This window comes from Caenispirillum bisanense (assembly GCF_039523075.1).
Classification (GTDB): Bacteria; Pseudomonadota; Alphaproteobacteria; order Rhodospirillales; family Rhodospirillaceae; genus Caenispirillum; species Caenispirillum bisanense.
Window position 1 is genome coordinate 1 of record NZ_BAAAEP010000030.1, and the last position, 21,251, is coordinate 21,251.

The 21,251-nt window shown below is 71.9% G+C and carries 21 protein-coding genes and 1 riboswitch; of the genes, 8 read left to right on the top strand and 13 right to left on the bottom strand.

Going from position 1 to position 21,251, the window contains the following annotated elements; all coding sequences use genetic code 11:
• The 3 genes from ABD056_RS13935 to ABD056_RS13945 all read right to left on the bottom strand — a co-directional run.
• Positions 1–1,828 (bottom strand): potassium/proton antiporter (locus tag ABD056_RS13935; RefSeq protein WP_343867513.1); only part of this gene is annotated, 1,828 nt, incomplete at its 3' end.
• A 117-nt stretch (positions 1,829–1,945) separates the two neighbouring features.
• The gene (locus ABD056_RS13940) at positions 1,946–3,727 is read right to left on the bottom strand and encodes an SLC13 family permease (RefSeq protein ID WP_343867515.1); all 1,782 of its coding nucleotides are present in this window, start codon (positions 3,725–3,727) and stop codon (positions 1,946–1,948) included.
• A 46-nt stretch (positions 3,728–3,773) separates the two neighbouring features.
• Positions 3,774–5,795, bottom strand: a complete 2,022-nt coding sequence (locus tag ABD056_RS13945; protein WP_343867517.1) for an ATP-binding protein — start codon at positions 5,793–5,795, stop codon at positions 3,774–3,776.
• Between the two features lie 171 nt (positions 5,796–5,966).
• Positions 5,967–6,196, top strand: a riboswitch (cobalamin riboswitch).
• A 235-nt stretch (positions 6,197–6,431) separates the two neighbouring features.
• Here ABD056_RS13945 and cbiM point away from each other — a divergent pair.
• From cbiM to ABD056_RS13960, 3 genes are read left to right on the top strand one after another with little or no spacing between them, the layout of a single operon-like run.
• On the top strand, positions 6,432–7,052 hold the full coding sequence (gene cbiM / locus ABD056_RS13950; RefSeq protein WP_343867519.1) for a cobalt transporter CbiM: 621 nt from the start codon (positions 6,432–6,434) through the stop codon (positions 7,050–7,052).
• A 24-nt stretch (positions 7,053–7,076) separates the two neighbouring features.
• On the top strand, positions 7,077–7,856 hold the full coding sequence (gene cbiQ / locus ABD056_RS13955; protein ID WP_343867521.1) for a cobalt ECF transporter T component CbiQ: 780 nt from the start codon (positions 7,077–7,079) through the stop codon (positions 7,854–7,856).
• Positions 7,853–8,509, top strand: coding sequence for an energy-coupling factor ABC transporter ATP-binding protein (locus ABD056_RS13960; protein ID WP_343867523.1), 657 nt, complete (start codon positions 7,853–7,855; stop codon positions 8,507–8,509). The genes cbiQ and ABD056_RS13960 overlap by 4 nt, the downstream gene beginning before the upstream one ends.
• On the opposite strand, the gene ABD056_RS13965 is transcribed toward ABD056_RS13960, so the two are convergent.
• Positions 8,499–9,899: a S1C family serine protease gene (locus ABD056_RS13965; protein WP_343867525.1), complete on the bottom strand. Its 1,401-nt coding sequence runs from the start codon at positions 9,897–9,899 to the stop codon at positions 8,499–8,501. The two genes, ABD056_RS13960 and ABD056_RS13965, sit on opposite strands and share 11 nt — an antisense overlap.
• A gap of 185 nt (positions 9,900–10,084) precedes the next feature.
• On the opposite strand from ABD056_RS13965, the gene hisH reads away from it, so the two are divergent.
• The 5 genes from hisH to ABD056_RS13990 all read left to right on the top strand — a co-directional run bounded on the left by hisH (position 10,085) and on the right by ABD056_RS13990 (position 13,177).
• Positions 10,085–10,729: an imidazole glycerol phosphate synthase subunit HisH gene (gene hisH, locus ABD056_RS13970; protein ID WP_343867527.1), complete on the top strand. Its 645-nt coding sequence runs from the start codon at positions 10,085–10,087 to the stop codon at positions 10,727–10,729.
• On the top strand, positions 10,726–11,457 hold the full coding sequence (gene hisA / locus ABD056_RS13975) for a 1-(5-phosphoribosyl)-5-[(5-phosphoribosylamino)methylideneamino]imidazole-4-carboxamide isomerase (protein WP_343867529.1): 732 nt from the start codon (positions 10,726–10,728) through the stop codon (positions 11,455–11,457). Before hisH ends, hisA begins: the two co-directional genes overlap by 4 nt.
• Positions 11,458–11,628: 171 nt before the next feature.
• Positions 11,629–12,387, top strand: coding sequence for an imidazole glycerol phosphate synthase subunit HisF (gene hisF / locus ABD056_RS13980; RefSeq protein ID WP_343867531.1), 759 nt, complete (start codon positions 11,629–11,631; stop codon positions 12,385–12,387).
• A gap of 37 nt (positions 12,388–12,424) precedes the next feature.
• A complete protein-coding gene (locus ABD056_RS13985; protein WP_343867533.1) occupies positions 12,425–12,760 on the top strand; it encodes a phosphoribosyl-ATP diphosphatase in 336 nt (111 codons plus the stop codon).
• A 54-nt stretch (positions 12,761–12,814) separates the two neighbouring features.
• A complete protein-coding gene (locus ABD056_RS13990; protein ID WP_343867535.1) occupies positions 12,815–13,177 on the top strand; it encodes a histidine triad nucleotide-binding protein in 363 nt (120 codons plus the stop codon).
• A 32-nt stretch (positions 13,178–13,209) separates the two neighbouring features.
• On the opposite strand, the gene ABD056_RS13995 is transcribed toward ABD056_RS13990, so the two are convergent.
• The 9 genes from ABD056_RS13995 to modC all read right to left on the bottom strand — a co-directional run bounded on the left by ABD056_RS13995 (position 13,210) and on the right by modC (position 21,248).
• Positions 13,210–13,890 carry a M48 family metallopeptidase gene (locus ABD056_RS13995; protein ID WP_343867537.1) on the bottom strand — a complete coding sequence of 227 codons (681 nt, stop codon included), beginning with the start codon at positions 13,888–13,890 and terminating at the stop codon, positions 13,210–13,212.
• Between the two features lie 17 nt (positions 13,891–13,907).
• Complete coding sequence (locus tag ABD056_RS14000) at positions 13,908–14,318, bottom strand: YcgN family cysteine cluster protein (RefSeq protein ID WP_425545040.1); 411 nt, start codon at positions 14,316–14,318, stop codon at positions 13,908–13,910.
• A 4-nt stretch (positions 14,319–14,322) separates the two neighbouring features.
• Complete coding sequence (locus ABD056_RS14005) at positions 14,323–15,570, bottom strand: polyhydroxyalkanoate depolymerase (protein WP_343867540.1); 1,248 nt, start codon at positions 15,568–15,570, stop codon at positions 14,323–14,325.
• Between the two features lie 305 nt (positions 15,571–15,875).
• On the bottom strand, positions 15,876–17,237 hold the full coding sequence (locus ABD056_RS14010; protein WP_343867542.1) for a cobyrinic acid a,c-diamide synthase CobB: 1,362 nt from the start codon (positions 17,235–17,237) through the stop codon (positions 15,876–15,878).
• A gap of 49 nt (positions 17,238–17,286) precedes the next feature.
• Positions 17,287–17,922, bottom strand: a complete 636-nt coding sequence (locus ABD056_RS14015) for an SCO family protein (RefSeq protein WP_343867544.1) — start codon at positions 17,920–17,922, stop codon at positions 17,287–17,289.
• A 42-nt stretch (positions 17,923–17,964) separates the two neighbouring features.
• The gene (locus ABD056_RS14020) at positions 17,965–18,732 is read right to left on the bottom strand and encodes a sulfite exporter TauE/SafE family protein (RefSeq protein ID WP_343867546.1); all 768 of its coding nucleotides are present in this window, start codon (positions 18,730–18,732) and stop codon (positions 17,965–17,967) included.
• Positions 18,733–18,850: 118 nt separating this feature from the next.
• Positions 18,851–19,708 carry a ModD protein gene (gene modD / locus ABD056_RS14025; protein ID WP_343867548.1) on the bottom strand — a complete coding sequence of 286 codons (858 nt, stop codon included), beginning with the start codon at positions 19,706–19,708 and terminating at the stop codon, positions 18,851–18,853.
• Positions 19,705–20,124: a NifB/NifX family molybdenum-iron cluster-binding protein gene (locus tag ABD056_RS14030; RefSeq protein ID WP_343867550.1), complete on the bottom strand. Its 420-nt coding sequence runs from the start codon at positions 20,122–20,124 to the stop codon at positions 19,705–19,707. The genes modD and ABD056_RS14030 overlap by 4 nt, the downstream gene beginning before the upstream one ends.
• Positions 20,121–21,248: a molybdenum ABC transporter ATP-binding protein gene (modC, locus tag ABD056_RS14035; protein WP_343867552.1), complete on the bottom strand. Its 1,128-nt coding sequence runs from the start codon at positions 21,246–21,248 to the stop codon at positions 20,121–20,123. Before modC ends, ABD056_RS14030 begins: the two co-directional genes overlap by 4 nt.
• Positions 21,249–21,251: the final 3 nt, after the last annotated feature.

The following is a 21,251-nucleotide window of genomic DNA, read 5'->3' on the forward strand; positions in this document are numbered from 1 at the left end:
CCCGGCGAGCGCGGCCTGCGCGCCCGCCGGGCGGCGGCACGGTGCGCGGGCGGCTGAACGGCGCCACCAGCCGCGCCAGCCGCGGCGGCAGCCGGCCCGCCACCTGCGGCGCCGGCGCGATGCCGAGGCCGAGCGAGGCGATCTCGCCGTGTTCGTCCAGTTCCCGCACGATCACCTCGGCGGTGCCGAGGGCGATGCGATCGCCGGGGGCGGCGCGGCCGTCGAAGACGTGGCGGAAGGTCTCGATCAGGGTGCGGGTGGGGTCGAGGCCGGGCGGCGTCGGCAGGCCGTAGAGGGCGGCGACGCTGTCGAGGGTGGTGTCGGGGCTGAGCGGGAAGTCGCCGAAGAAGGCGGTATCCGACAGGTCCGGCCCCTCCGGCCGCGCGAACAGGCGGTCGAGCAGTGGCACGTACTGCGGGTTGATGAAGACATAGACGTAATCGCCCTTGCGCAGGCCGCCCGCCTGCCGCCAGGCCAGCGAGCGCCCCTCGCGCACCACCAGCGCCGGCCGGGCCCAGCGCGGCACCCGCTCGCCCTCGGTGACGGCGGCGTTTTCGGTGATGCGGTAGACCACCAGTTCATGGCCGGCGCGGTCGGGCAGCTCCAGCTCGAAGCGCTCCACCAGGCCGGAGCGCGACGGCACCAGCATGCCCAGGCGGTGGGCCATCCAGCGCACCGACCAGCCCTGCACCACCAGGCTGACCAGCACGATGATGAAGGCGGTGTTGAACAGGGTCTGGCCGACCTCCAGCCCCGCCACCATGGGCACGATGGCGAGAAGGATGGAGACGGCGCCGCGCAATCCGACCCAGCTGGCGAACAGGGTGTCGCGGGGGGAGAAGCGGAACGGCAGCAGCACCAGCCACACCGCCACCGGACGGGCGACCAGGATGAGGAACACCGCCAGCAGCACCGCCGGCACCGCCACCGCGGCGAAGCTGGAGGGGGTGGCAAGCAGGCCCAAGGTGAGGAACATGACGATCTGCGCCAGCCACGTCATGCCGGCCTGGAACCGCTTCAGCGTCGCCGCCTGCGGCATGGCATCGTTGCCGGCGGTGACGCCGGCCACATAGACCGCCAGGAAGCCGGAGCCGCCGACCACGCTCACCAGTCCGAACAGGGTGAGGGCGAGGCACAGCACCGTCAGCGGCGACAGCATGGCATCCAGCCGCACCCGCCGCATGACCATGACGATGGCCTTGCCGCCGGCGAAGCCGGCCACCAGCCCGAGGCCCAGCTGCTGCACGACGGTCAGCGCCACCTCCGGGCCGATGTCGCTGAAGGTGAGGCCGCGCGCCGCCATGTCGGCCAGCAGGATGGTCAGGAACACCGCCATCGGGTCGTTGGAGCCCGATTCGATCTCCAGCGTCGAGCGCACCCGGTCGCGCAGCTTCATGCCGCCGACCCGCAGCAGGAAGAACACCGCCGCCGCGTCGGTGGAGGAGACGATGGCACCCAGCAGCAGCCCCTCGATCAGCGTCAGGTCCATCAGCAGGTGGGCCGCCACGCCCAGCAGCCCGGCGGTCAGCAGCACGCCGACGGTTGCCAGCGACAGCGCCGGCCCGGCCGCCATGCGAAAGCTCTTCATGGGCGTGCCGAAGCCCGAATCGAACAGGATCACCGCCAGCGCCAGCGAGCCGACGAAGTAGGCGGCGGGGGCATTGTCGAAGTCGATGCCGAGGAAGCCGTCCTCTCCCGCCGCCAGACCCACCAGCAGGAACACCAGCAGCAGCGGGGCGCCGACGCGCATCGACAGCAGGCTGGTGAAGATGCTGAGGGTCACAAGCCCGGCGCCGAACAGGATGGCTATGTTGACGGCGTCGAGCACGGGGGAGTGTCTCCTTCCTCGCGGGGGCGGTGGCTGCTGCGGTGGCGGCGGACGGGCAGGTTTTCATTAAGATATGTCGAAAACCCGGCGCTGCCACCGGCAGATGCGGCCGCTGCGTCAGAAGGGCCAGAATATGGGGATGACGAGCACGGCGGTGATGCCGACCAGGATGTTCATGGGCACCCCGACCTTCAGGAAGTCGGAGAAGCGATAGCCGCCGGCGCCGTAGACCAGGGTGTTGGTCTGGTAGCCGATGGGCGTGGCGAAGCTGGCCGAGGCCGCGAACATCACCGCCACCACGAAGGGCCGCGGGTCGACACCCATCTGCTCGGCGATGCCGATGACGATGGGGGTGATCAGCACGGCGATGGCGTTGTTGGAGATCAGTTCGGTCAGCAGCGAGGTCAGCGCATAGATGCAGGCCAGGATCACCCACGGCGGCAGCCCGCCGATGGCGGCCATGACGCCGTCGACGATCCACGCCATGGCACCGGTGCTTTCCATGGCCCGGCTGACCGCCAGCATGCCGAAGATCAGCACCAGGATGCGCCAGTCGATGGAGCGGTAGGCTTCTTCCGGGTCGATGCAGCGGGTGAGGATGACGATGGCGACGGCGATCACCGCCAGCGACACGATGGGCAGCACTTCCACCGCCGCCAGCGCCATCACCGCCAGCACGGCGGCCAGCACCACCGGCGCCTTGCGGCGGCGGTAGGGGCGTTCCTGCGGCTCGGTCAGGTTGACGATGCCCTGTTCGTCGGACAGGCGGCGCACGTCTTCCGCGGAGCCTTCCATCAGCAGGGTGTCGCCCACCCGCAGCGGCACCGCCTCCAGCTTGGCGCCGATGTTCTCGCCGCGGCGGTGCATGGCCAGCGGATAGACGCCATAGCGGCGGCGCAGGCGCAGGTGGCGCAGGGTCTTGCCCAGCATGGGGCTTTCCGGCGCGATCAGGCCTTCGACCACCATGGTCTGGCGGCTGCCCACCGGTTCCAGGGCGTGCGGGTCGTGGAAGGAGACGGCGCTGTCCTCGCGCAGGCTCATGACCTCGTGCACCGGTGTCTTCACCAGCACCCGGTCGCCGGCCTGCAGGGTCACGTCGTCTAGGTCGCGGCGCAACGAATCGTCGCCGCGCACCACGTCCACCAGCCGGCGGTCGTGGCGGGTGAAGACGGCGGCATCGCGCGGCCGGGTGCCGATCAGCGGCGAGCCCTCGGGGATCACCACCTCGGTCAGGAAGCGCGGGCGGTCGTCGGCGGCCAGCATGCTGGTGACGGTGGTGCGGTCGGGCAGCACGTGGCGGCCGAACAGCACCAGGTACAGCAGCCCCACCACCGCCATCACCAGGCCGGGCAGGGTGATCTCGAACATGCCGAAGGGCGCGAGGCCCTGCTCGCGGGCGACGCCGTCCACCAGCAGGTTGGTCGAGGTGCCGATGAGGGTGCAGGTGCCGCCCAGGATGGCGGCATAGCTGAGCGGGATGAGGTAGCGCGAGGGCGACTGCTTGAGCCGCCCCGCCAGCTTGATCACCACCGGGATCAGCACGATCACCACTGGCGTGTTGTTCACGAAGGCCGACACCACGATCACCACCACCACCACCGCCGCCAGCGCGAGGCTCGGTTGTCGTTTGGCGATGGAGGAGACCGCCTCGCCGAAGGCCTCGATGGCGCCGGTGCGCATGAGCGCGCCGGACAGGATGAACATAGCCGCCACGGTGATGGGGGCCGAGTTGCTGAACACCGCCAGCATCTCGCCGGCCGACAGGATGCCGGTGGCGAGCAGCGCCGCCACGGCGCCGAGCACCACCGAGTCGGGCGGAAACCGCTCGCTGACGAAGGCGATGAACACGGCCCCCAGCAGGGCCAGCACGAACAGCGCCGAGGGATCGGGCAAGGTCATGGGGCGGCAGGCATTCCCGGCAGGTGGGGAGGCGGGTGGACGACGACTATACCTGCGGGAGAAGTTCGGGCATAGCGCGCTCGTCGCCATCGCCGCCGCGGCCGTCGCTGCGGCCGCCGGAATCGCCGGGCGGGGCGGGCAGGGTGAAGTGGAAGGCGGTGCCGGTCTCGCCGTCGGAGGTGGCCCAGATGCGACCGCCGCTGCGTTCGATGATGCGCTGGCAGATGGCCAGGCCGACGCCGGTGCCGGGGTAGACGGTGGGGCCGTGCAGCCGCTTGAACAGGCCGAACACGGTTTCCAGGCTGTCGGGCGGGATGCCGATGCCGTTGTCGCGGATGGTGATCTGCCAGCCGTCGCGGGCCCGCTCGGCGGTGATGGTCACCTGCGGCCGGCGGTTCGGGTGGCGGAACTTCAGGGCGTTGCCGATCAGGTTCTGGAACACCTGCATCAGTTGCAGCGGCTCGGCATAGACCATGGGCAGGCGGCCGGCGACGATGGAGGCGCCGGTTTCCCGCACCGTCGCCGCCACGTTGTCCAGCGCGGTGGCGAGCGAGGCGCCGGCGTCCACCGGCTCCGGCAGCGCCGCCTGGGCGCCGAGGCGGGAGTAGGTCAGCAGGCCCTGCACCAGTGCCCGCATGCGCAGGGCGCCTTCCTCGATGTAGGACAGGAAGGCGCGGCCGTCGTCGTCCAGCCGGTCGTCATAGCGCCGCCGCACCAGCTGGGCATAACCGACCAGGGTGCGCACCGGCTCCTGCAGGTCGTGGGAAGCGACGTAGGCGAAGCGTTCCAGCTCGCCGTTGGAGCGGGTGAGTTCGTCCAGCGCCCGCCGCAGGGTGTTCTCGATGGCCTTGCGTTCGCTGATGTCGACCATCACCGCGACGATGCCGCAGCGGCGGCCGGCGGTGTCGCGCAGCGGGGCGCAGACCACCTCCAGCGTGCGGCCGGCGGCGGTCACCTCGCCGCTGGCGGTCTGGCCGCGTTCGGCCCGGCCGGCGATGTCGGCCAGCGCCGGCATCTTGTCCACCGTATGGGCGAGCGGCGCCCCGGCCACCGCGTCGGGCAGGCTGTCGCGCAGGCCGTCGGCGCCGCCTTCCACCAGCTGGACGTCGCCGTCGCGGTCGGTGACCACCAGCAGCACCGGCGCATTGCTCACCACCAGCCGCAGGCGTTCCTCGCTGTCGGCCAGGGCGAGCGCCTGCTCGGCCCGCACGGCGTCGTCCTCCGCCAGCCGGCGGGCGAGGCGGCGGGCGCGGCCGAGGAAGACCACCAGCAGCGCCAGCATGGTCAGCGACAGCACGCTCATGGTCACCAGGACGGAGGTGTCGAGCCGGTCGCCGGGGATGCGCGGCCGCCACGACAGGGCCGCCAGCGCCACGCCGTCGCGGGTGGTCAGGCGGATGTCGGCGCTGTGGCCGTCGGGCAGGGGCGTTTCCACCGGCCGCAGGGCGAGGCCGTCCAACTGGTACTCGCGACCCAGTTCGCTGACCCAGCCGGCATCCAGGTGGCGGGCCACCAGCAGCACGGCGTCGGCATCGGGGCTCGGCGGGCTGTCGGGCCGCTCGGGGGTGAAGGGCGACACCGCCACCAGCGCCGGCACGCCGTCCAGCAGGGCGATGCCGGCCGCCCAGCGCGGCTGCGTGTCGGCCCGGTTGACGCGGGCTTCCTCCACCAGCACGCCGAAGCCGGCGGACAGCGGCGAGGCGTCCGGCGGCTCCAGCCGGGCGCCGTCGCGGGCGCCGTAGATGAGGCGGCCGTCGCCGGCGATCACCAGCGACAGGGTGATGTCGAAGGCCTGATGCAGATAGCCGCCGATGTTGTTGTCGGCCCACGCCGGGTCGAACTCGACCAGGACGTTGTGGATCGAATCGTCCCACCAGGTGTAGTCGCGGGCGGTCATGCCCAGGCGCCGCTCCTCCGCCCGCAGTACGGTCTGGAGCAGGTTGATGGAGGCGTCGATGGCGGTGGTGGTGCGGGTGCGGTCGGCGATCAGCCACAGGCTGACCATGGCGCCGGCCCAGACCGCAACGATCAGCAGCACGGCCCGCACAAGCCTGTTCAGGAGGGTCACCGTCGGCGACCCTCGTGATGCCGTCTGCTGCGTCACGTCGGTAGACCCCAAACCCCTTGTTTCCCGTAGCATAACAGCCGCGCCCCCGGTGCGTCATCTGCGGCGACGATCAATACCCGCCTGGGTAGTCTACGCCGGGATGTGTTTGACGCAGACCTGCGCGCCCGGCATACTCCCGACGAACGCGACGGTTGCCCCAGGTGGGTGAAAAGCCCGGGGATGAAAAGGGAATGCCGGAACGGACCGACCCCGTCGGGGAGCCGATGCCGGAGCTGCCCCCGCAACTGTGAGCGGCGAGCGCGGATGCCATTGCGCCACTGACGGCCACCACGGCGGTCGGGAAGGCGGCATCCGGGCGATGACCCGCGAGCCAGGAGACCTGCCGTCGCGGCGTCACTCATCCTCCGGGCGGGGCGATCCGGGGGTGCGGGCATCCGCCGTGGTGACGTGCATCATTCCGTTCCGCCGGTGCGGTGGCGCGGGGATGTGCGGCGGCGCCGGGTCCGGTCTTCGGTCAGGCATCATCCGCAATCCGCGCGGGCAACGCGCCGGCGTCCTCAGGGAGCGCCAGGATGACGCACACACGCCTTCACCCCCAGGTCCGCCGGTCCGCCACCGTCCGGGAGGGTCGTCGCCATGCATATCGTTGACGGAGCCCTGGCCGCCCCGGTCATCGTCGCCGCCTCGGCCGCCGCCGTCGGCGGCATCGCGCTGGGCCTGCGGGCGCTGACGCCGGAAGCGCTGCCGCGCGCCGGCCTGCTGTCGGCGGCCTTCTTCGTCGCCTCGCTGGTGCAGGTGCCGGTGGGCCCGTCGTCGGTCCATCTGGTGCTGGGCGGGCTTGCCGGCCTGATGCTGGGGTGGGCGGCCTTTCCGGCGCTGGCGGTGGCGCTAGCCCTGCAGGCGGTGTTCTTCGGCTTCGGCGGCCTGACCGTGCTGGGCGTCAACCTGGTCAACATCGCCGCCCCGGCGGTGCTGTTCGGCCTGCTGTGCCGGCCGCTGGTGCGCAGCGCCGCTGCGACCCCGGCGGCGGTGGCCGGCGTGGTGGCGGGCGGCGGCGCAGTGGCGCTGACCACGATCATGGTCGGGCTGTCGCTGGCCCTGTCCGGCGAGGCCTTCATTCCCGCCGCCAAGCTGGTGTTCATCGCTCATGTGCCGGTGATGATGGCCGAGGCGCTGGTGACCGGCGCCGCCGTCGCCCTGGTGCGCAAGGTGAAGCCCGATGCCTTCGGCCTCGTCGCCGCCCCCGCCCGTGCCTGACCGCGGGCGACAGAGCGCCGGGTCATGACCGATAGCCGGGCCGGCCAGACGGCGCTGCGCACCTTCGCCGACGGGCCGCTGACCGGGCTGCGCCGCATCGACCCGCGCATGCGGCTGGTGGCGGCGGCGGTGTTCGCCTTCTCCACCGTGGCGCTGCACGAGTTCCGCAGCCTCGGTGTGGCGCTGGCGGCGGCGGCGCTGCTGGCCGCCTGGGCGCGGCTGCCGGCGGCGGAGACGGCGCGGCGGGTGCTGGCGGTGGACGGCTTCATCGTGCTCACCCTCATCATGCTGCCCTTCACCACCCCCGGCGAGACGCTGGTCACCCTGTGGGGCTTCGATGCCTCCCGCCAGGGGCTGGAGCACGCCCTGCGCATCGCGCTGAAGGCCAATGCGGTGATCCTGGCCCTGCTGGCGCTGGTCGGGACGCTGCCCGAAACCACCCTCGGCCATGCCCTCGCCCGCCTGCGGGTGCCCGAGAAACTGGTGCAACTGTTCCTCATGACCGTCCGCTACATCGAAGTCCTGCATCAGGAATACGGCCGCCTGCGCACCGCCATGAAGGCGCGCGGCTTCCGCCCGCGCACCGACCGCCACACCCTGACCAGTCTTGGTTATCTCATCGGCATGCTGCTGGTGCGGTCGCTGGAGCGCTCGGAACGGGTGATGGCGGCCATGAAGTGCCGCGGCTACACCGGCCGCTTCCCGCTGCTCGACGATCTGCGCAGCCGGCCCGCCGACTGGCTGTTCCTGGCGGCGCTGACGGCGGCCTGCCTCGCGCTGCTGACGGCGGACCGGCTGGCATGACGGCGGCGCCGCTGATCGCGGTCGAAGACCTGCACTTCGCCTATGGCCCGCAGCGGCCGGTGCTGCAGGGCGTCTCGCTGGCGCTTTCGGCGGGGGAGCGGCTGGCGCTGGTGGGCGACAACGGCGCCGGCAAGTCCACCCTGCTGTCGCTGGTGGTCGGGCTGCTGAAGCCGCAGGCCGGGCGCATCGTCGCCTTCGGGCGGCAGCGGGTGACCGAGGCCGATTTCGCCGAGGTGCGGCCGCAGGCCGGCTTCGTGTTCCAGGACCCCGACGACCAGCTGTTCTGCCCGACGGTGGCCGAGGACGTCGCCTTCGGCCCCCTCAACCTGGGGGCCGGCCGCGAGGAGGCCCGCGCCATCGTCGCCGAGACGCTGGAGATGCTGGGGCTGAGCGGCTTCGGTCCGCGCGTCACCCACCACCTGTCGGGCGGCGAAAAGCGGCTGGTGTCGCTGGCCGCCGTGCTCGCCATGCGGCCGCAGGTGCTGCTGCTGGACGAGCCCACCAACGCGCTGGATGCCCGCCACCGGGCGCGGCTGATCGACATTCTGCGCGGGCTGCCGCAGGCCATGGTGATCGTCAGCCACGACGCCGATTTCCTCGCCGCCCTCGCCACCCGCTCGCTGCGGCTGGAGGGCGGCCGGGTCATCCCCTGACCGGCGGCGACGGCGGCGGCGGCTCCGGCTCCGGGTAGTCGTCCCACGGGTCGGCGCTGGCCGGCAGCGGGTCGTCGACCACCAGGTTGAGGGTGCGCAGGGCGTCGGCGATGCCGATGAACAGGTTGAGGCCGAGGCCGCCGCCGCCCTCGCCCTGGAAACCGGCATAGGTGAGGCCGAGCAGGTTGCCGCGGCCGTCCACCAGGGCGCCGCCGCTGCTGCCCGGCGCCACCGCCGCGTCGGCCTGGATGTCGGTCAGGCCGCGGTCGTTCCTGGGGAAGCCGCTGACGATGCCGCGCGTCACCGTGCCGGCCAGCCCCTTGCGCTGCGGCGTGCCGATGACATAGACGTCCTCCCCCACCACCGGCGGCGGGTCGAGCCGCACCGGCAGCACCGCCGCCGCTGCTTCCGCCATCTGCAGCAGGGCGACGTCGCGGCGGCCGTCGCGGCGCAGCACCGTGGCGCGGCGGAAGCCGCCGGAGGCATCGCGCACCATCACCTGATCGTGGCCTTCGACCACATGGTGGTTGGTCAGCACCAGCGACGGGGTGATGAGCACGCCGGAGCCGTGGCCGGCGCCGGTATCCACCGTCACTACGGCGGCGCGCACCGCCTCGGCATGATCGGGCAGCGGCGTCTCGTGCAGGGGCAGGCGCGGCACCAGCAGCGGCGCCGGACCGACGGCGCGGTCGGCGATGGCGAACTGCGACGGATCGCGGCTGACCAGATCGAGCAGCGCCGGGTCGCCGGCGAAGTTGCTGGCGGCGGTGCCGAAGGCGGCGTTGATGAGCAGCTGCACCGCCAGCGGCGACGGGTCTTCCAGGGTCGCCACGCCCTCGCTGGCGGTCTGGTAGACCACCTTGCGCAGCGCCTGGCTGAACACCTGCCACTGCACCCGCACATAGCCGCGCCCGGTCTTCAGGAACTTCTCGTCGCCGGTCAGCAGGTCGCGCTGGTGGCAGAGGTCGAGGCGGATTTCATCGATGCGGGCGCCGACCAGATAATCGGTGCGCGGCCGCCCGCGCTCGATGTCGGCGAACAGGTTGCTGGGGTCGCCGGTGGTGGCGTAGCCGGCAAGGTTGAGGCGGTCGTAGAAAATGTCGGCGAAGCTGCGGCTGAACACTTCCGTCCGCGACATCTGCCACGAGATCGGATCGCTGCGCCCGGCGCAGCTCCACAGGCTGCCGCCGTAGCCGCCGATGGTGGTGCCGGGCGGGATGGCGATGGTGGCGCCGTGGAAGCGCAGGGTGGCGAGCGTGCGCTCGAACCCCATCTCGGGCGGCGCGCGCATCTCCACCGCCGGGATCGGCATGCCGGTGGAGCAGCCGGCCAGCAGCGCGGCCGCCACCAGCACCGCCGCCCGGCGGCCTCCGTGTCGCCCCCTTTGCATGCCACCCTCCCCCGACGGTTGCAATCTTGTCGCGAGCGGAGTGTAGCGGGAGCGGGCGGCGGCGGCAATCCTCCGCCCGCAGCGGCGGCAGGGGCTTTGACGCGGCCCGGGTTCCTGTTACAAAGCCTGCGACCGACCCATATAGCCGGTACGCCGGCACCCGCCGCCCCTGTGGGATACGTTTCATGACCGTCGCCATCATCGATTACGGATCGGGCAACCTGCGCTCGGCCGCCAAGGCGCTGGAGCGCGCCGTGGCCGAATCGGGTTCGTCCGAGACCGTCCTCGTCACCGCCGATGCCGCCGCCGTGCGCGCCGCCGACCGCGTGGTGCTGCCGGGCGTCGGCGCCTTCGCCGACTGCCGCCGCGGCCTTGATGCCGTGCCGGGCATGGTGGAAGCGCTGCACGCGGTGGTGATGGAAAAGGGCCGCCCCTTCCTCGGCATCTGCGTCGGCATGCAGCTTCTCGCCAGCCACGGGCGCGAGCACGGCACCACCGACGGCCTCGGCTGGATCGCCGGCGACGTGGTGCGCATCCAGCCCCGCGACCCGGCGCTGAAGGTGCCGCACATGGGCTGGAACGAGCTGGAGTTCACCGCCGGCGCCCACCCGCTGCTGAGCGGCATCTCGCCCGGCGACCATGCCTATTTCGTCCACAGCTATCACTTCGTGCCGGCCGATCCGGCGCACCGCCTCGCCACCGTCGACTACGGCGAAACGCTGACCGCCATGGTCGCCCGCGACAACCTGGTCGGCACCCAGTTCCACCCCGAGAAAAGCCAGGTCACCGGCCTGACGCTGCTCTCCAACTTCCTGCGCTGGGCACCATGATCCTGTTTCCCGCCATCGACCTGAAGGACGGCGCCTGCGTCCGCCTCATCAAGGGCGAAATGGACAAGGCCACCGTCTTCAACACCTCCCCCGCCGAGCAGGCGCGTGCCTTCAAGGACGCCGGCTGCGAGTGGCTGCATGTGGTCGACCTCAACGGCGCCTTCGCCGGCCAGCCGGTCAATGCCGAGGCGGTGGACGAGATCCTCGCCATCATGGCCGACGACGTGCCGGTGCAGCTGGGCGGCGGCATCCGCGACCGCGCCACCATCGACCTGTGGCTGGGCAAGGGGATCGAGCGCGTCATCCTCGGCACCGTGGCGCTGCGCCATCCTGAACTGGTGAAGGAAGCCTGCAAGGCGCACCCCGGCCGCATCGCCGTCGGCATCGACGCCCGCGACGGCATGGTGGCGGTGGAAGGCTGGGCCGAAACCAGCGAGATCACCGCCGTCGACCTGGCGCTGAAGTTCGAGGACGCTGGCGTCGCCGCCATCATCTACACCGACATCGAGCGTGACGGCGCCCTCCAGGGCCCCAACGTCGAGGCCACCGCCGCCCTGGCGGAGCGCCTGACGACGCCGGTCATCGCCTCGGGCGGGGTGGCGTCGCTGGACGACCTGAAGGCGCTGAAGGCACGGCAGGCGTCGGGCATCGTCGGCGTCATCTCCGGCCGCGCCCTCTACGACGGCCGCATCGATCTGGCGCAGGCGCTGGCGGTGCTGAAGGGGTAACAGGCCCGGGAGTAGGTGAACCACCAAGACACAAAGACACCAAGGAGACTTTCCTTGGCCTCCGCCGACGGGCCCGGACACGACCGTCAGGCTGGGGAGTGTTCTCTTGGTGTCTTGGTGCCTTGGTGGTTCAAACCCCGCCGCCGGAAGTGAAGGTATAAGGACACGCAGATGCTCAAGATGCGCATCATCCCCTGCCTGGACGTCAAGGACGGCCGTGTGGTGAAGGGGGTCAATTTCGTCGGGCTGCGGGATGCCGGCGATCCGGTGGAGCAGGCGCGGATCTACGACGCCGCCGGCGCCGACGAACTGTGCTTCCTCGACATCACCGCCAGCCACGAAAACCGCGGCACCCTCTACGACGTCGTCGCCCGCACCGCCGAGCAGTGCTTCATGCCGCTGACCGTCGGCGGCGGCGTGCGGGCGGTGGAGGACATTCGCAAGCTGCTGCTGGCCGGGGCCGACAAGGTCTCCATCAACACCGCCGCCGTCCACCGGCCGGAGTTCGTGCGCGAGGCGGCGGAGAAGTTCGGCAGCCAGTGCATCGTCGTCGCCATCGACGCCAAGTCTGTGGCCCCCGGCAAGTTCGAGATCTTCACCCACGGCGGCCGCAACGCCACCGGCCTGGATGCGGTGGAGTGGGCGCGGCGCATGGAAGAGTACGGCGCCGGCGAGATCCTGCTGACCAGCATGGACCGCGACGGCACCAAGCAGGGCTTCAACCTGCCGCTCACCCGCGCGGTGGCCGATGCGGTGTCGATCCCGGTCATCGCCTCCGGCGGCGTCGGCACGCTGGATCACCTGGTGGAAGGCATCCGCGAGGGGCACGCGACGGCGGTGCTCGCCGCCTCCATCTTCCACTTCGGCGAATACACCATCCGGCAGGCGAAGGACCACATGCGCGCCGCCGGCATCCCCATGCGCGACTGACGGCGCCCGCGACCACGACGCGAAAGGACGACGGCCCATGACCACCCCCGCCGCCACCGCCGAGGTGCTCGACCGCCTGCACGCCGTCATCGAGGGCCGCAAGGGCGCCGACGCCGACAGCAGCTACACCGCCCGCCTGTTCGCCAAGGGCCGCCGCAAGATCGCCCAGAAGGTGGGCGAGGAAGGGGTGGAATGCGCCATCGCCGCCGTGTCCCAGGGGCCGGCGGAGGTGGTGAGCGAAAGCGCCGACCTGCTCTATCATCTGCTGGTGCTGTGGGCCGACGCCGGCGTCGCCCCGGCCGATGTCTATGCCGAGCTGGAACGCCGCGTCGGCACCTCCGGCCTGACCGAAAAGGCGTCGCGCGGCGGCTGATCCGGCCGCGCCGTTCTTCCTCCGATCACCGCAACCACGGGAGCATGCCGACCCATGGCCTATGATCAGTCCAACATCTTCGCCCGCATCCTGCGCGGCGAGATCCCGGCGAAGAAGGTCTACGAGGACGATCTCGTGCTCGCCTTCGAGGACATCGCCCCCAAGCGCCCGGTCCACATCCTGGTGATCCCGAAGGGCCCCTACGCCGATGCCACCGCGCTCGGCGAGGACGCCAGCGACGCCGAGATCGCCGCCCTGTGGCGGGCGGTGGCGAAGATCGCGCGGGAGAAGGGGCTGGACGCCACCGGCTACCGCGTCATCTCCAACACCGGCGACGACGGCGGCCAGGAAGTGCCGCACCTGCACCTGCACATCCTCGGCGGCGCTCCGGTCGGCCCGATGGTGAAGGCGCTGTAAGACGGCAAGGGGCGGCCCGCAGGGGGCGCCCCTCAGCCGTAGCGGTGCAGGCGGGTGCCGTGCTGCTTCAGCCAGTGGCGGGGGCGGGCGTGGTCGGGCATCAGCTCGGTCACCAGGTTCCAGAACCGGGTGCTGTGGTTCAGTTCGACCATATGCGCCACCTCGTGCGCCACCACGTAGTCCAGCACCGCCTCCGGCGCCAGCACCAGCCGCCAGCTGAACGACAACGCCCCACCCGACGAGCAACTGCCCCAGCGGGAGCGGGTGTCGCGCACCGTCAGGGCGGTGATGCGGCGGTCGAGGCGGGCGGCGTAGGCGTGGGCGCGAGGGGCGATTTCCTCCCGCGCCCGGCGGCGCAGATAATCGCCGACCCGCCGCGGCAGGTGTTCCGGCAGGCCGCTGACGTGCAGGCAGCCGTCCTCCGCCCACACGCCGCGCCGGGCCTCGGGCGCCGGCTCGATGCGGTGGGGGATGCCGAGCAGCGGCACCTCCGCCCCGGCGGCGAAGGGCACCCGCGGCGGCAGCGCCGACAGGCGGGCGCGGATCCAGTCGGTCTTGTCGTGGACGAAGCGCAGCGCCTCGCGCGCCGGCAGGCCGCTTGGCATGACCACGATCAGGCCGTCGTTCATGGCATCGACGCGCAGGGAAATGCGCCGGCTGGTGGCGGAGGCCTTCACCGTCACCGGCAGCGGGCGCCCGTCGATGACCACCACGGGCGGGTCAAAAGCCTTCAGAGATCGGGCCATTCGACGATGTGGTGTTCCAGGGGGCCGGCGCGGGTTTCGGAGATGCAGCGGCCGCGCACCGAAATGCCGGCCTCGTGCACGGTGGCGGGGTCGCCCGACACCAGCGGGTGCCACCACGCCAGCGGCTTGCCCTCGGCCACCAGCCGGTAGGCGCAGGAGGCCGGCAGCCAGTTCACGTCATGCACCGTTTCGGGCGTGAGCTGCACGCAGTCGGGCACATAGCGGAAGCGGGTGGGGTACTTCTTGCAGCGGCAGCTGCCGAGGTCGAGGAGGCGGCAGGCGACGTTGGTGTGCATCACCGCGCCGAGCGAGCCGTCCTCCTCTTCCTCCTGCAGCTTGTGCAGGCAGCATTTGCCGCAGCCGTCGCAGAGGGATTCCCACTCCGCCGGCGTCATCGCCTCAAGCGGCTTGGTCTCCCAGAAGGGCTTTGTCGTTGGCGCGAATGAAGTCGCGGACATGGGGCAGAATTTCCTCGCGCCACCGGCGGCCATTGAAGATGCCATAATGGCCCACCTTCGGCTGCATGTGGTAGCGCTGCTTTTCCTGCGGCAGATTCACCAGCAGGTCATGCACCGCCTTGGTCTGGCCGACGCCGGTGATGTCGTCCTTCTCGCCCTCGACGGACATGAAGGCGATGTCGCGCACGTGGCCCAGGTCCACCCGGCGGCCGTCGATCTCCAGCAGGCCGCGCGGCAGCTGCCATTCCTTGAACACCTTGCGGATGGTCTGCAGGTAGAACTCGGCCGGCAGGTCCATCACCGACATGTACTCGTCATAGAACGCCCGGTGCTGCGAGGCGCTGTCGCCGTCGCCGCGCACCAGATGACGGAAGTAGCGCAGGTGGGCGTCCATGTGGCGGTCCATGTTCATGGACATGAAGCCCGACAGCTGCAGGAAGCCGGGGTAGACCTTGCGCAGGCGGCCTTCATACTGCAGCGGCACGGTGTGGATGACGTGATGGACGAACCAGTCCATCTCCTTCTCGGTGGCGAACTGGTTCACCGCCGTCGGGTTGGCGCGGGTGTCGATGGGGCCGCCCATGAGGGTGATGGACGACGGCCGCATGGGGTCCGCATCCTCCGCCATCAGCGCCGCCGCCGCCGTCACCGGCACCGCCGGCTGGCACACCGCCATGACGTGGGTGTTGGGGCCGAGGTGGTGCAGGAACCGGCGCACGTAGTCGACATAGGTGTCGAGGCAGAACTGCCCCGCCGACAGCGGCACGTCGCGGGCGTTCACCCAGTCGGTGATGTAGATGTCGTGGTCGGGCAGCAGGGCTTCCACCGTGCCGCGCAGCAGCGTCGCGTAATGGCCCGACAGGGGCGCCACGATCAGCAGGCGCGGATCATCGCCGCGGGCGCCGGGGCGCTTGAAGTGCAGCAGGTTGCAGAACGGCAGGCTGAAGGTCACTTCCTCCACCACCGGCACCGTCTCGCCCCGCACCACCGTGGTCGGCAGGTCGAAGGGCGGCTTCGGATACTTGCGGGTCACGCGCTCGAACATGTCGGCGCCGGCCGCCAGCGTCTTGGCGAAGGTGGTGTAGGTGGTGGGCAGCCACGGGTGGGTATAGACCTCGTGCATGGCCCGCGCCACGGCCCGCATGGGCGCCATCGCCGCATGCTGGAATTCATGGAAGTGGTACAGCATTCTTCGTTGACCTCTCCGATCCCCGTTAGTCGCGTTGCGCCACTGGCCGGTTTTTTGTTTAGGCCAATTCCCTCGACGAGAAAGATGAATGCACAGACAGTCACGGTTTCGCAACAAGAAGAATGTTGCGTGCGGGCCAGCCGGCACCCATGGCGCCCGCCCGCAGGCCGGCGCCGGAACAGCAACCTCTTACCTCTGTTGAATTAATTCTCCCGCCTATGCCTTTCGGCAGAGACTGCTGATATTGCGCCGCAGCATCCTCACCGAAGCCCTGGCCCACCCTGCGTCCGGCCGCATGCCGCGACTCATGGGGCAGGGGCTGCCGGCTGGCGGGCGATCAGGTGAATGAACGACCCGAGGACGCTGCCGCACCGTAACCCGTTTGAAATAACCAACGATCCTGCTGCGTCTCTGGTTTCAAACAGTTCATCTGCGCGCGCATAGTCCTCGCCGGTAATCGTCGCGTAGTGGAACTCGTGGCCGCGGTAAACCGCCCCGGCGGGGCCGAGCGGACCGGCGGCGCGAGTCGCGGCAGTGCGGTATCCGAGGTGCAGGCGACGGCGGGCGAAGCTGGTGGTCAGCGGCAGCAGCCCGGCCATGGCATGGGCAGTGCCGTCGGCGTCGGTGAGGCTGTCGCCGAGGGTCATGTAGCCGCCGCACTCGCCGAAGATCACCGCCCCGCGCGCCGCCGCCGCCCGCAACCCGCCAAGGAAGCCGGCCGCCGCCGCCAGCCGGCCGGCGTGCAGTTCCGGGTAGCCGCCGGGCAGGTAGACGGCATCGGCCGTCGCGGCGGGAGCCTCGTCGGCCAGCGGGGAGAACGGCAGCACCTCCGCCCCCGCCCGCCGCCAGTCCTCCAGCACCGCCGGATAGGCAAAGGCGAAGGCGGCATCGCGGGCGACGGCGATGCGCTGGCCGAGCGGCGGCACCGCCGCCGCCGCCGGAGCCGCCGCCGCAGCAGCCGCCGCCAGCCGGGCCGGGCGGGCGAGGGTGGCGAGGGCGTCGAGGTCGAGGTGCGCCTCCACCGCATCGGCGGCGGTGTCGAGGAAGGTGTCGAGGTCCGGGTGCTCCAGCGCCTGTACCAGGCCGAGATGGCGGCTCGGCAGCCCGAGGCCGGGCAGCCGCGGCAGGCAGCCGACGACCGGGATCAGCGGCAGGCTCTCCGCCATTGCCTCGCGCAGGATGTCGGCGTGGCGGCCGGGGCCGACCTTGGTGAAGACCACGGCGGCCACCGTCACCTCCGGCCGGTGGGTGGCGAAGCCGCGCACCACGGCGGCGGCGCGGGCCGCCTGGGCGGTGTCGTCGCCCACCAGCACCACCGGCAGGCCGGTCAGGGCGGCGAGCGAGGCGGTGGAGCCGTCGCCGCCGACGCCGGCGGCGGGGGCGCCGTCGAACAGGCCCATGACGCCTTCGACCACCAGCGTGGCGCCGCGCTCCGCCTGCCGCGCCAGCAGGTCGGCGATGCGGCCGTGGTCCATGGCCCAGGTATCGAGGGTCAGGCAGGGGGCGCCGGAGGCGGCGGCGTGGAAGGCGGGGTCGATGTAGTCCGGCCCCACCTTGCCCGACACCGGCCGCAGCCCGCGCCGCCGCAAGGCCCGCAGCAGGCCGAGGGTCAGGGTGGTCTTGCCGCCGCCGCTGGCGGGCGCGGCGATGATGAGGCCGGGGATCATGGGCGTGGGCGTGCGCGGACGGTGCGGGTGGCGGTGGCGGCGGCGAGGATCAGGAGGCACCGCCCTTGGCCAGCAGCTCGCCCAGGGCCTTGGCCATGTCCTCGGGCGGCACGCCGTGGCTGAAGTGGCGGACGAACTGGCCGTCCGGCCCCATCACATAGGCGATGGCGCTGTGGTCCATCAGGTAGGGGCCGTCGCCGTCCTGCACCTTCTTGTAGTAGACCTTGTATTCCTTGGCGACGGCGGCGACCTGTTCCTCGCTGCCGGTCAGGCCGACCATGCGGGGGTGGAAGTGGCCGACGTAGTCGCCGACCACCTCGGGCGTGTCGCGCTCCGGGTCGACGGAGATGAACAGGGGCACCACCTTGTCCTGCTGCGCCTCCGGCAGCATGTCCACCGCCTGGCCGATGGACGACAGGCCGGTGGGGCAGACGTCGGGGCAGTAGGTATAGCCGAAGTAGATCACCATCCACTTGCCGCGGAAGTCCTGCTCGGTGACCGTGCGGCCGTCGCCGTCGACCAGGGTGAAGGGGCCGCCGATGGCGACGGCGGAGGTGGAGCCGGTGGTGGTGCCGTCGGCGCTGGCGCCGCCGGTGGGGAAGCCGACCCAGTGGGCGAGGCGGGGGCCGAGGCCGACGACGACGACGACCGCCAGGGCGGCGACGATGGCGAGGGTCTTGTTCACGGCGGTTCCTTCCGTTCGACGGCAGAATGGGTGGGCGGTCGTTCAGGCAACCAGCGTCACGGCCATGTAGGTGAGCACCCCGGCGTTGAGCACCAGCAGCGCCGGCGCCACCTTGGCGACCACGCTGCCCCACCGCCGCCCGGCCATGTGGCCGGCGAGGCCGACGGCGAACAGGGCCGGCATGGTGCCGAGGGCGAAGGCGGCCATGCCGAAGGCCCCGGCCACCGGATCGCCGCTGGAGGCGGCGGCGGCCAGCGCGCCATAGAGCAGGCCGCAGGGAATGAAGCCGAGCATGAGGCCGAGGCCGTAGCCGCGCCAGCCGGTGGGGGTGGCGAACAGCGGCCGGGCGAGGCGGCTGACCCGCGCCGACCACCAGCCTTCGGCCTTGCGCCCGCCGGGCAGGGCGAGCTTCAGCTTGGGAATGGCGTAGCCGATGAACAGCAGCGCCGCCAGGATCAGCAGCGCCGCCGACAGCCAGCGCAGGCCGGCGAGGTCGCCCAGGCTGCCGGCCGCCAGCGCCAGCACGGCGCCGAGCAGCATGTAGGTGGTCATGCGGCCGACCTGGTAGGGCAGCACGGCGGCGCCGGTCAGCCGGTGCCATTCGCGCATGCGGCTGGCCGGCACGCTTTCCAGCCGGGCGGTCACTTGGCTGAGCACGAACGGCCCGCACATGCCGGCGCAATGGGTGAGGCCGCCGATCAGGCCGGTCAGCAGCAGGCTGACCAGCAGGCTGCCGCGCTCCACGAACACCGTCTCGCAATGGCTGAGGCCGGCGGCGAGCATGGCCATGAGGGCGGCGTCCTGATCCACGGTCGGATGTCCTATGGGGCGAAGGTCGGTGGCGGCAGTCTAAGGCTCTGCCGCCGCCGGTTCAATGACGGTCGGCGGGCAGCATGCCGAACCCCGGCCCGGCTGTCGTTGATATAGGTCAACCGCCGTCGGCAGGGAGAGCCGGCGCCAGTGTCACCGCCACGTCGGCCGGGGCGCCGAGGTAGGGCCAGGTGGTCACCAGCACCCGACAGCCGGCGCGGGCATAGGCCTCGGCATTGTCGGCGGTGACGCCGCCGGCGGCGGCCAGCACCGGCGGATGCGGCAGGCGGCGCAGGTCGGCGGCGATGGCGGCGGCGACCTCCGGCGACAGTTTCTCCAGCTGGACGACGTCGGCGCCGGCCTCGGCGGCGGCCAGGGCGGCGGCCGGCGAGCCCACCTCCACCACCACCTTCTTCTCCGGCAGGCGGGCGCGCACGGCGGCGATGGCGGCGGCGGGATCGGCGCAGAAGGCCAGATGCTCGGGGAACAGCAGCACGGTTTCCGACAGCGACAGCCGGTGCATCTGCGCCCCGCCGGCCTTGACGGCGGCGACGCAGACCGCCTTGCCGCCGGGGAAGGTCTTGCGGGTGCAGGCCACCACCGTCGCCGGGTCGCCGCGGCGGGCGGCGGCGACCATGGCGGCGGCGCGGGTGGCGATGCCGCTCATGGTCTCGGCCAGGGTCTGGGCCGACTTCCAGGCCCGGTGGAGCACCGCCGCCGACCCCTCGGCGGTCAGGAACACGCCGCCGGCCGCCAGCGCCGCGCCGGTGCCGGCGTGCAGCGCGACCCGCTGCGCCCCCGCCAGTTCCAGCATCCGTGCCGCCTCGGCGCCGCCGGCCAGCGTCATGGCGCGGCGGGCGGCGAAGGTGATGCGCGCCGGCCGCTCGCCGATGCCGAGCGCCTCCGTCGTCAGGTCGCCGAAGGGGGCGTCGTCGGGCAGCAGGTCGCGCAGCAGCGGATCGGGAAGACGGCTCATGGCGCGCACCTCCGGCCGGCGGCGGCGGCGGACGGGGTGGGCGGCCGGCGGTCGTGCTGCAGGGCCAGCCGCAGCCAGCGCGGCGGGCGGCGGCGCAGGGCATCCTGGCCGGCGGCGATGGCGCCGGCCACCGGCTGGCCGGCGAGGGAGGCCACCGCCGCCGCATCCAGCCGCCGCAGGCGGGCGCGGGCCTCGACGGCGATGGCGGACGCCAGCACCAGCCGGCAGCCGCGCAGGGCGCGCAGCCTGGGTTCCAGCTTGGCGGCATCGCCGGCGGCGGCGAGCGGTCCGCGACAGCGCACCAGCCGCAGGAAGCGGCTGCCCTCGGGGCTGACGTCGAACAGCATCAGGTGGGCGGCCCAGCCGAAATGGGCATCGACGTGCAGGCAATCCTGGGTGCAGACGGCGACCTTCATGGGCGGTCCTCCTCCGGCGGCAGGGGCGGCGGGCTGTGGCGGCCCATGTCGCCACGGGTCAGCGCCACCGACTTGACCAGGGCGTGGACGATCAGTCCCGGCTCCAGCCGCATGGCCTCGGCGGCGCGGCTGGTGATGCGGGCGCGCAAGGGAGCGCCGCCGGCATCCAGGCGGATGTCCACCTGCCCCAGCACCGGCGGCTCCAGGCTGACGATGCGGGCCGGGAAGACGTTCTGGAAGCTGCTGTGGCGCGGCGGTTCCAGGGCGATGCCGATGTCGCTGGCGCGTAGCCGCACCCGCACCCGCGCCCCCGCCGGCAGGTCCATGCGCTGCACCGCCAGCCGGCCGCCGGCGAAGCGCAGCAGGGTCAGGTGGTGGGCGGCGTCGTGATCCTCCACCGTGGTGGCGAGCACGCTGCCGGCCTCGCCGGCGTCCAGGGGGCCGGCGGCCGGCAGGTCGCCCAGCACGTCCTCCAGCGGGCCGGCGGCGACGGCGCGGCCGGCCTCCATCAGCACCAGCGTGTCGGCCAGCCGCAGGATCTCGTCCAGGGAGTGGCTGACGTAGACGATGGGGATGGCGAACTGCTTCGGCAGGGTGGCGATGAACGGCAGCACCTCGCCCTTGCGGGTCTCGTCCAGGGCGGCCAGCGGCTCGTCCATCAGCAGCAGGCGCGGACTGGTGAGCAGGGCGCGGCCGATGGCGACGCGCTGCTTCTCGCCGCCCGACAGCTTGGCCGGGCGACGTTCGAGCAGGTGCTCGATGCCCAGCAGCCCGACCACCGCATCAAGGCCGATCACCCGCTGCGCCGCCGGCACCAGCTGCATGCCGTAGGTGAGGTTGGCGCCGACGGTCATGTGCGGGAACAGGCGGCCGTCCTGGAAGACGTAGCCGATGCGGCGGCGCTCCATGGCGACGTCGATGCCGGCGGCGCTGTCGAACAGGGTGTCGCCGTTGACGGCAATGCGGCCGGCATCCGGCCTCGCCAGCCCGGCGATCATGTTGATGACCGAGGTCTTGCCCGAGCCGGAGCGGCCGAACAGCGCCGTCACCCCCGCCGCCGGCGTGGCGAAGGCGGCATCGACGGTGAAGGCGCCCTGGAGGCGGCGGACGGCGATGTCGAGCATGGC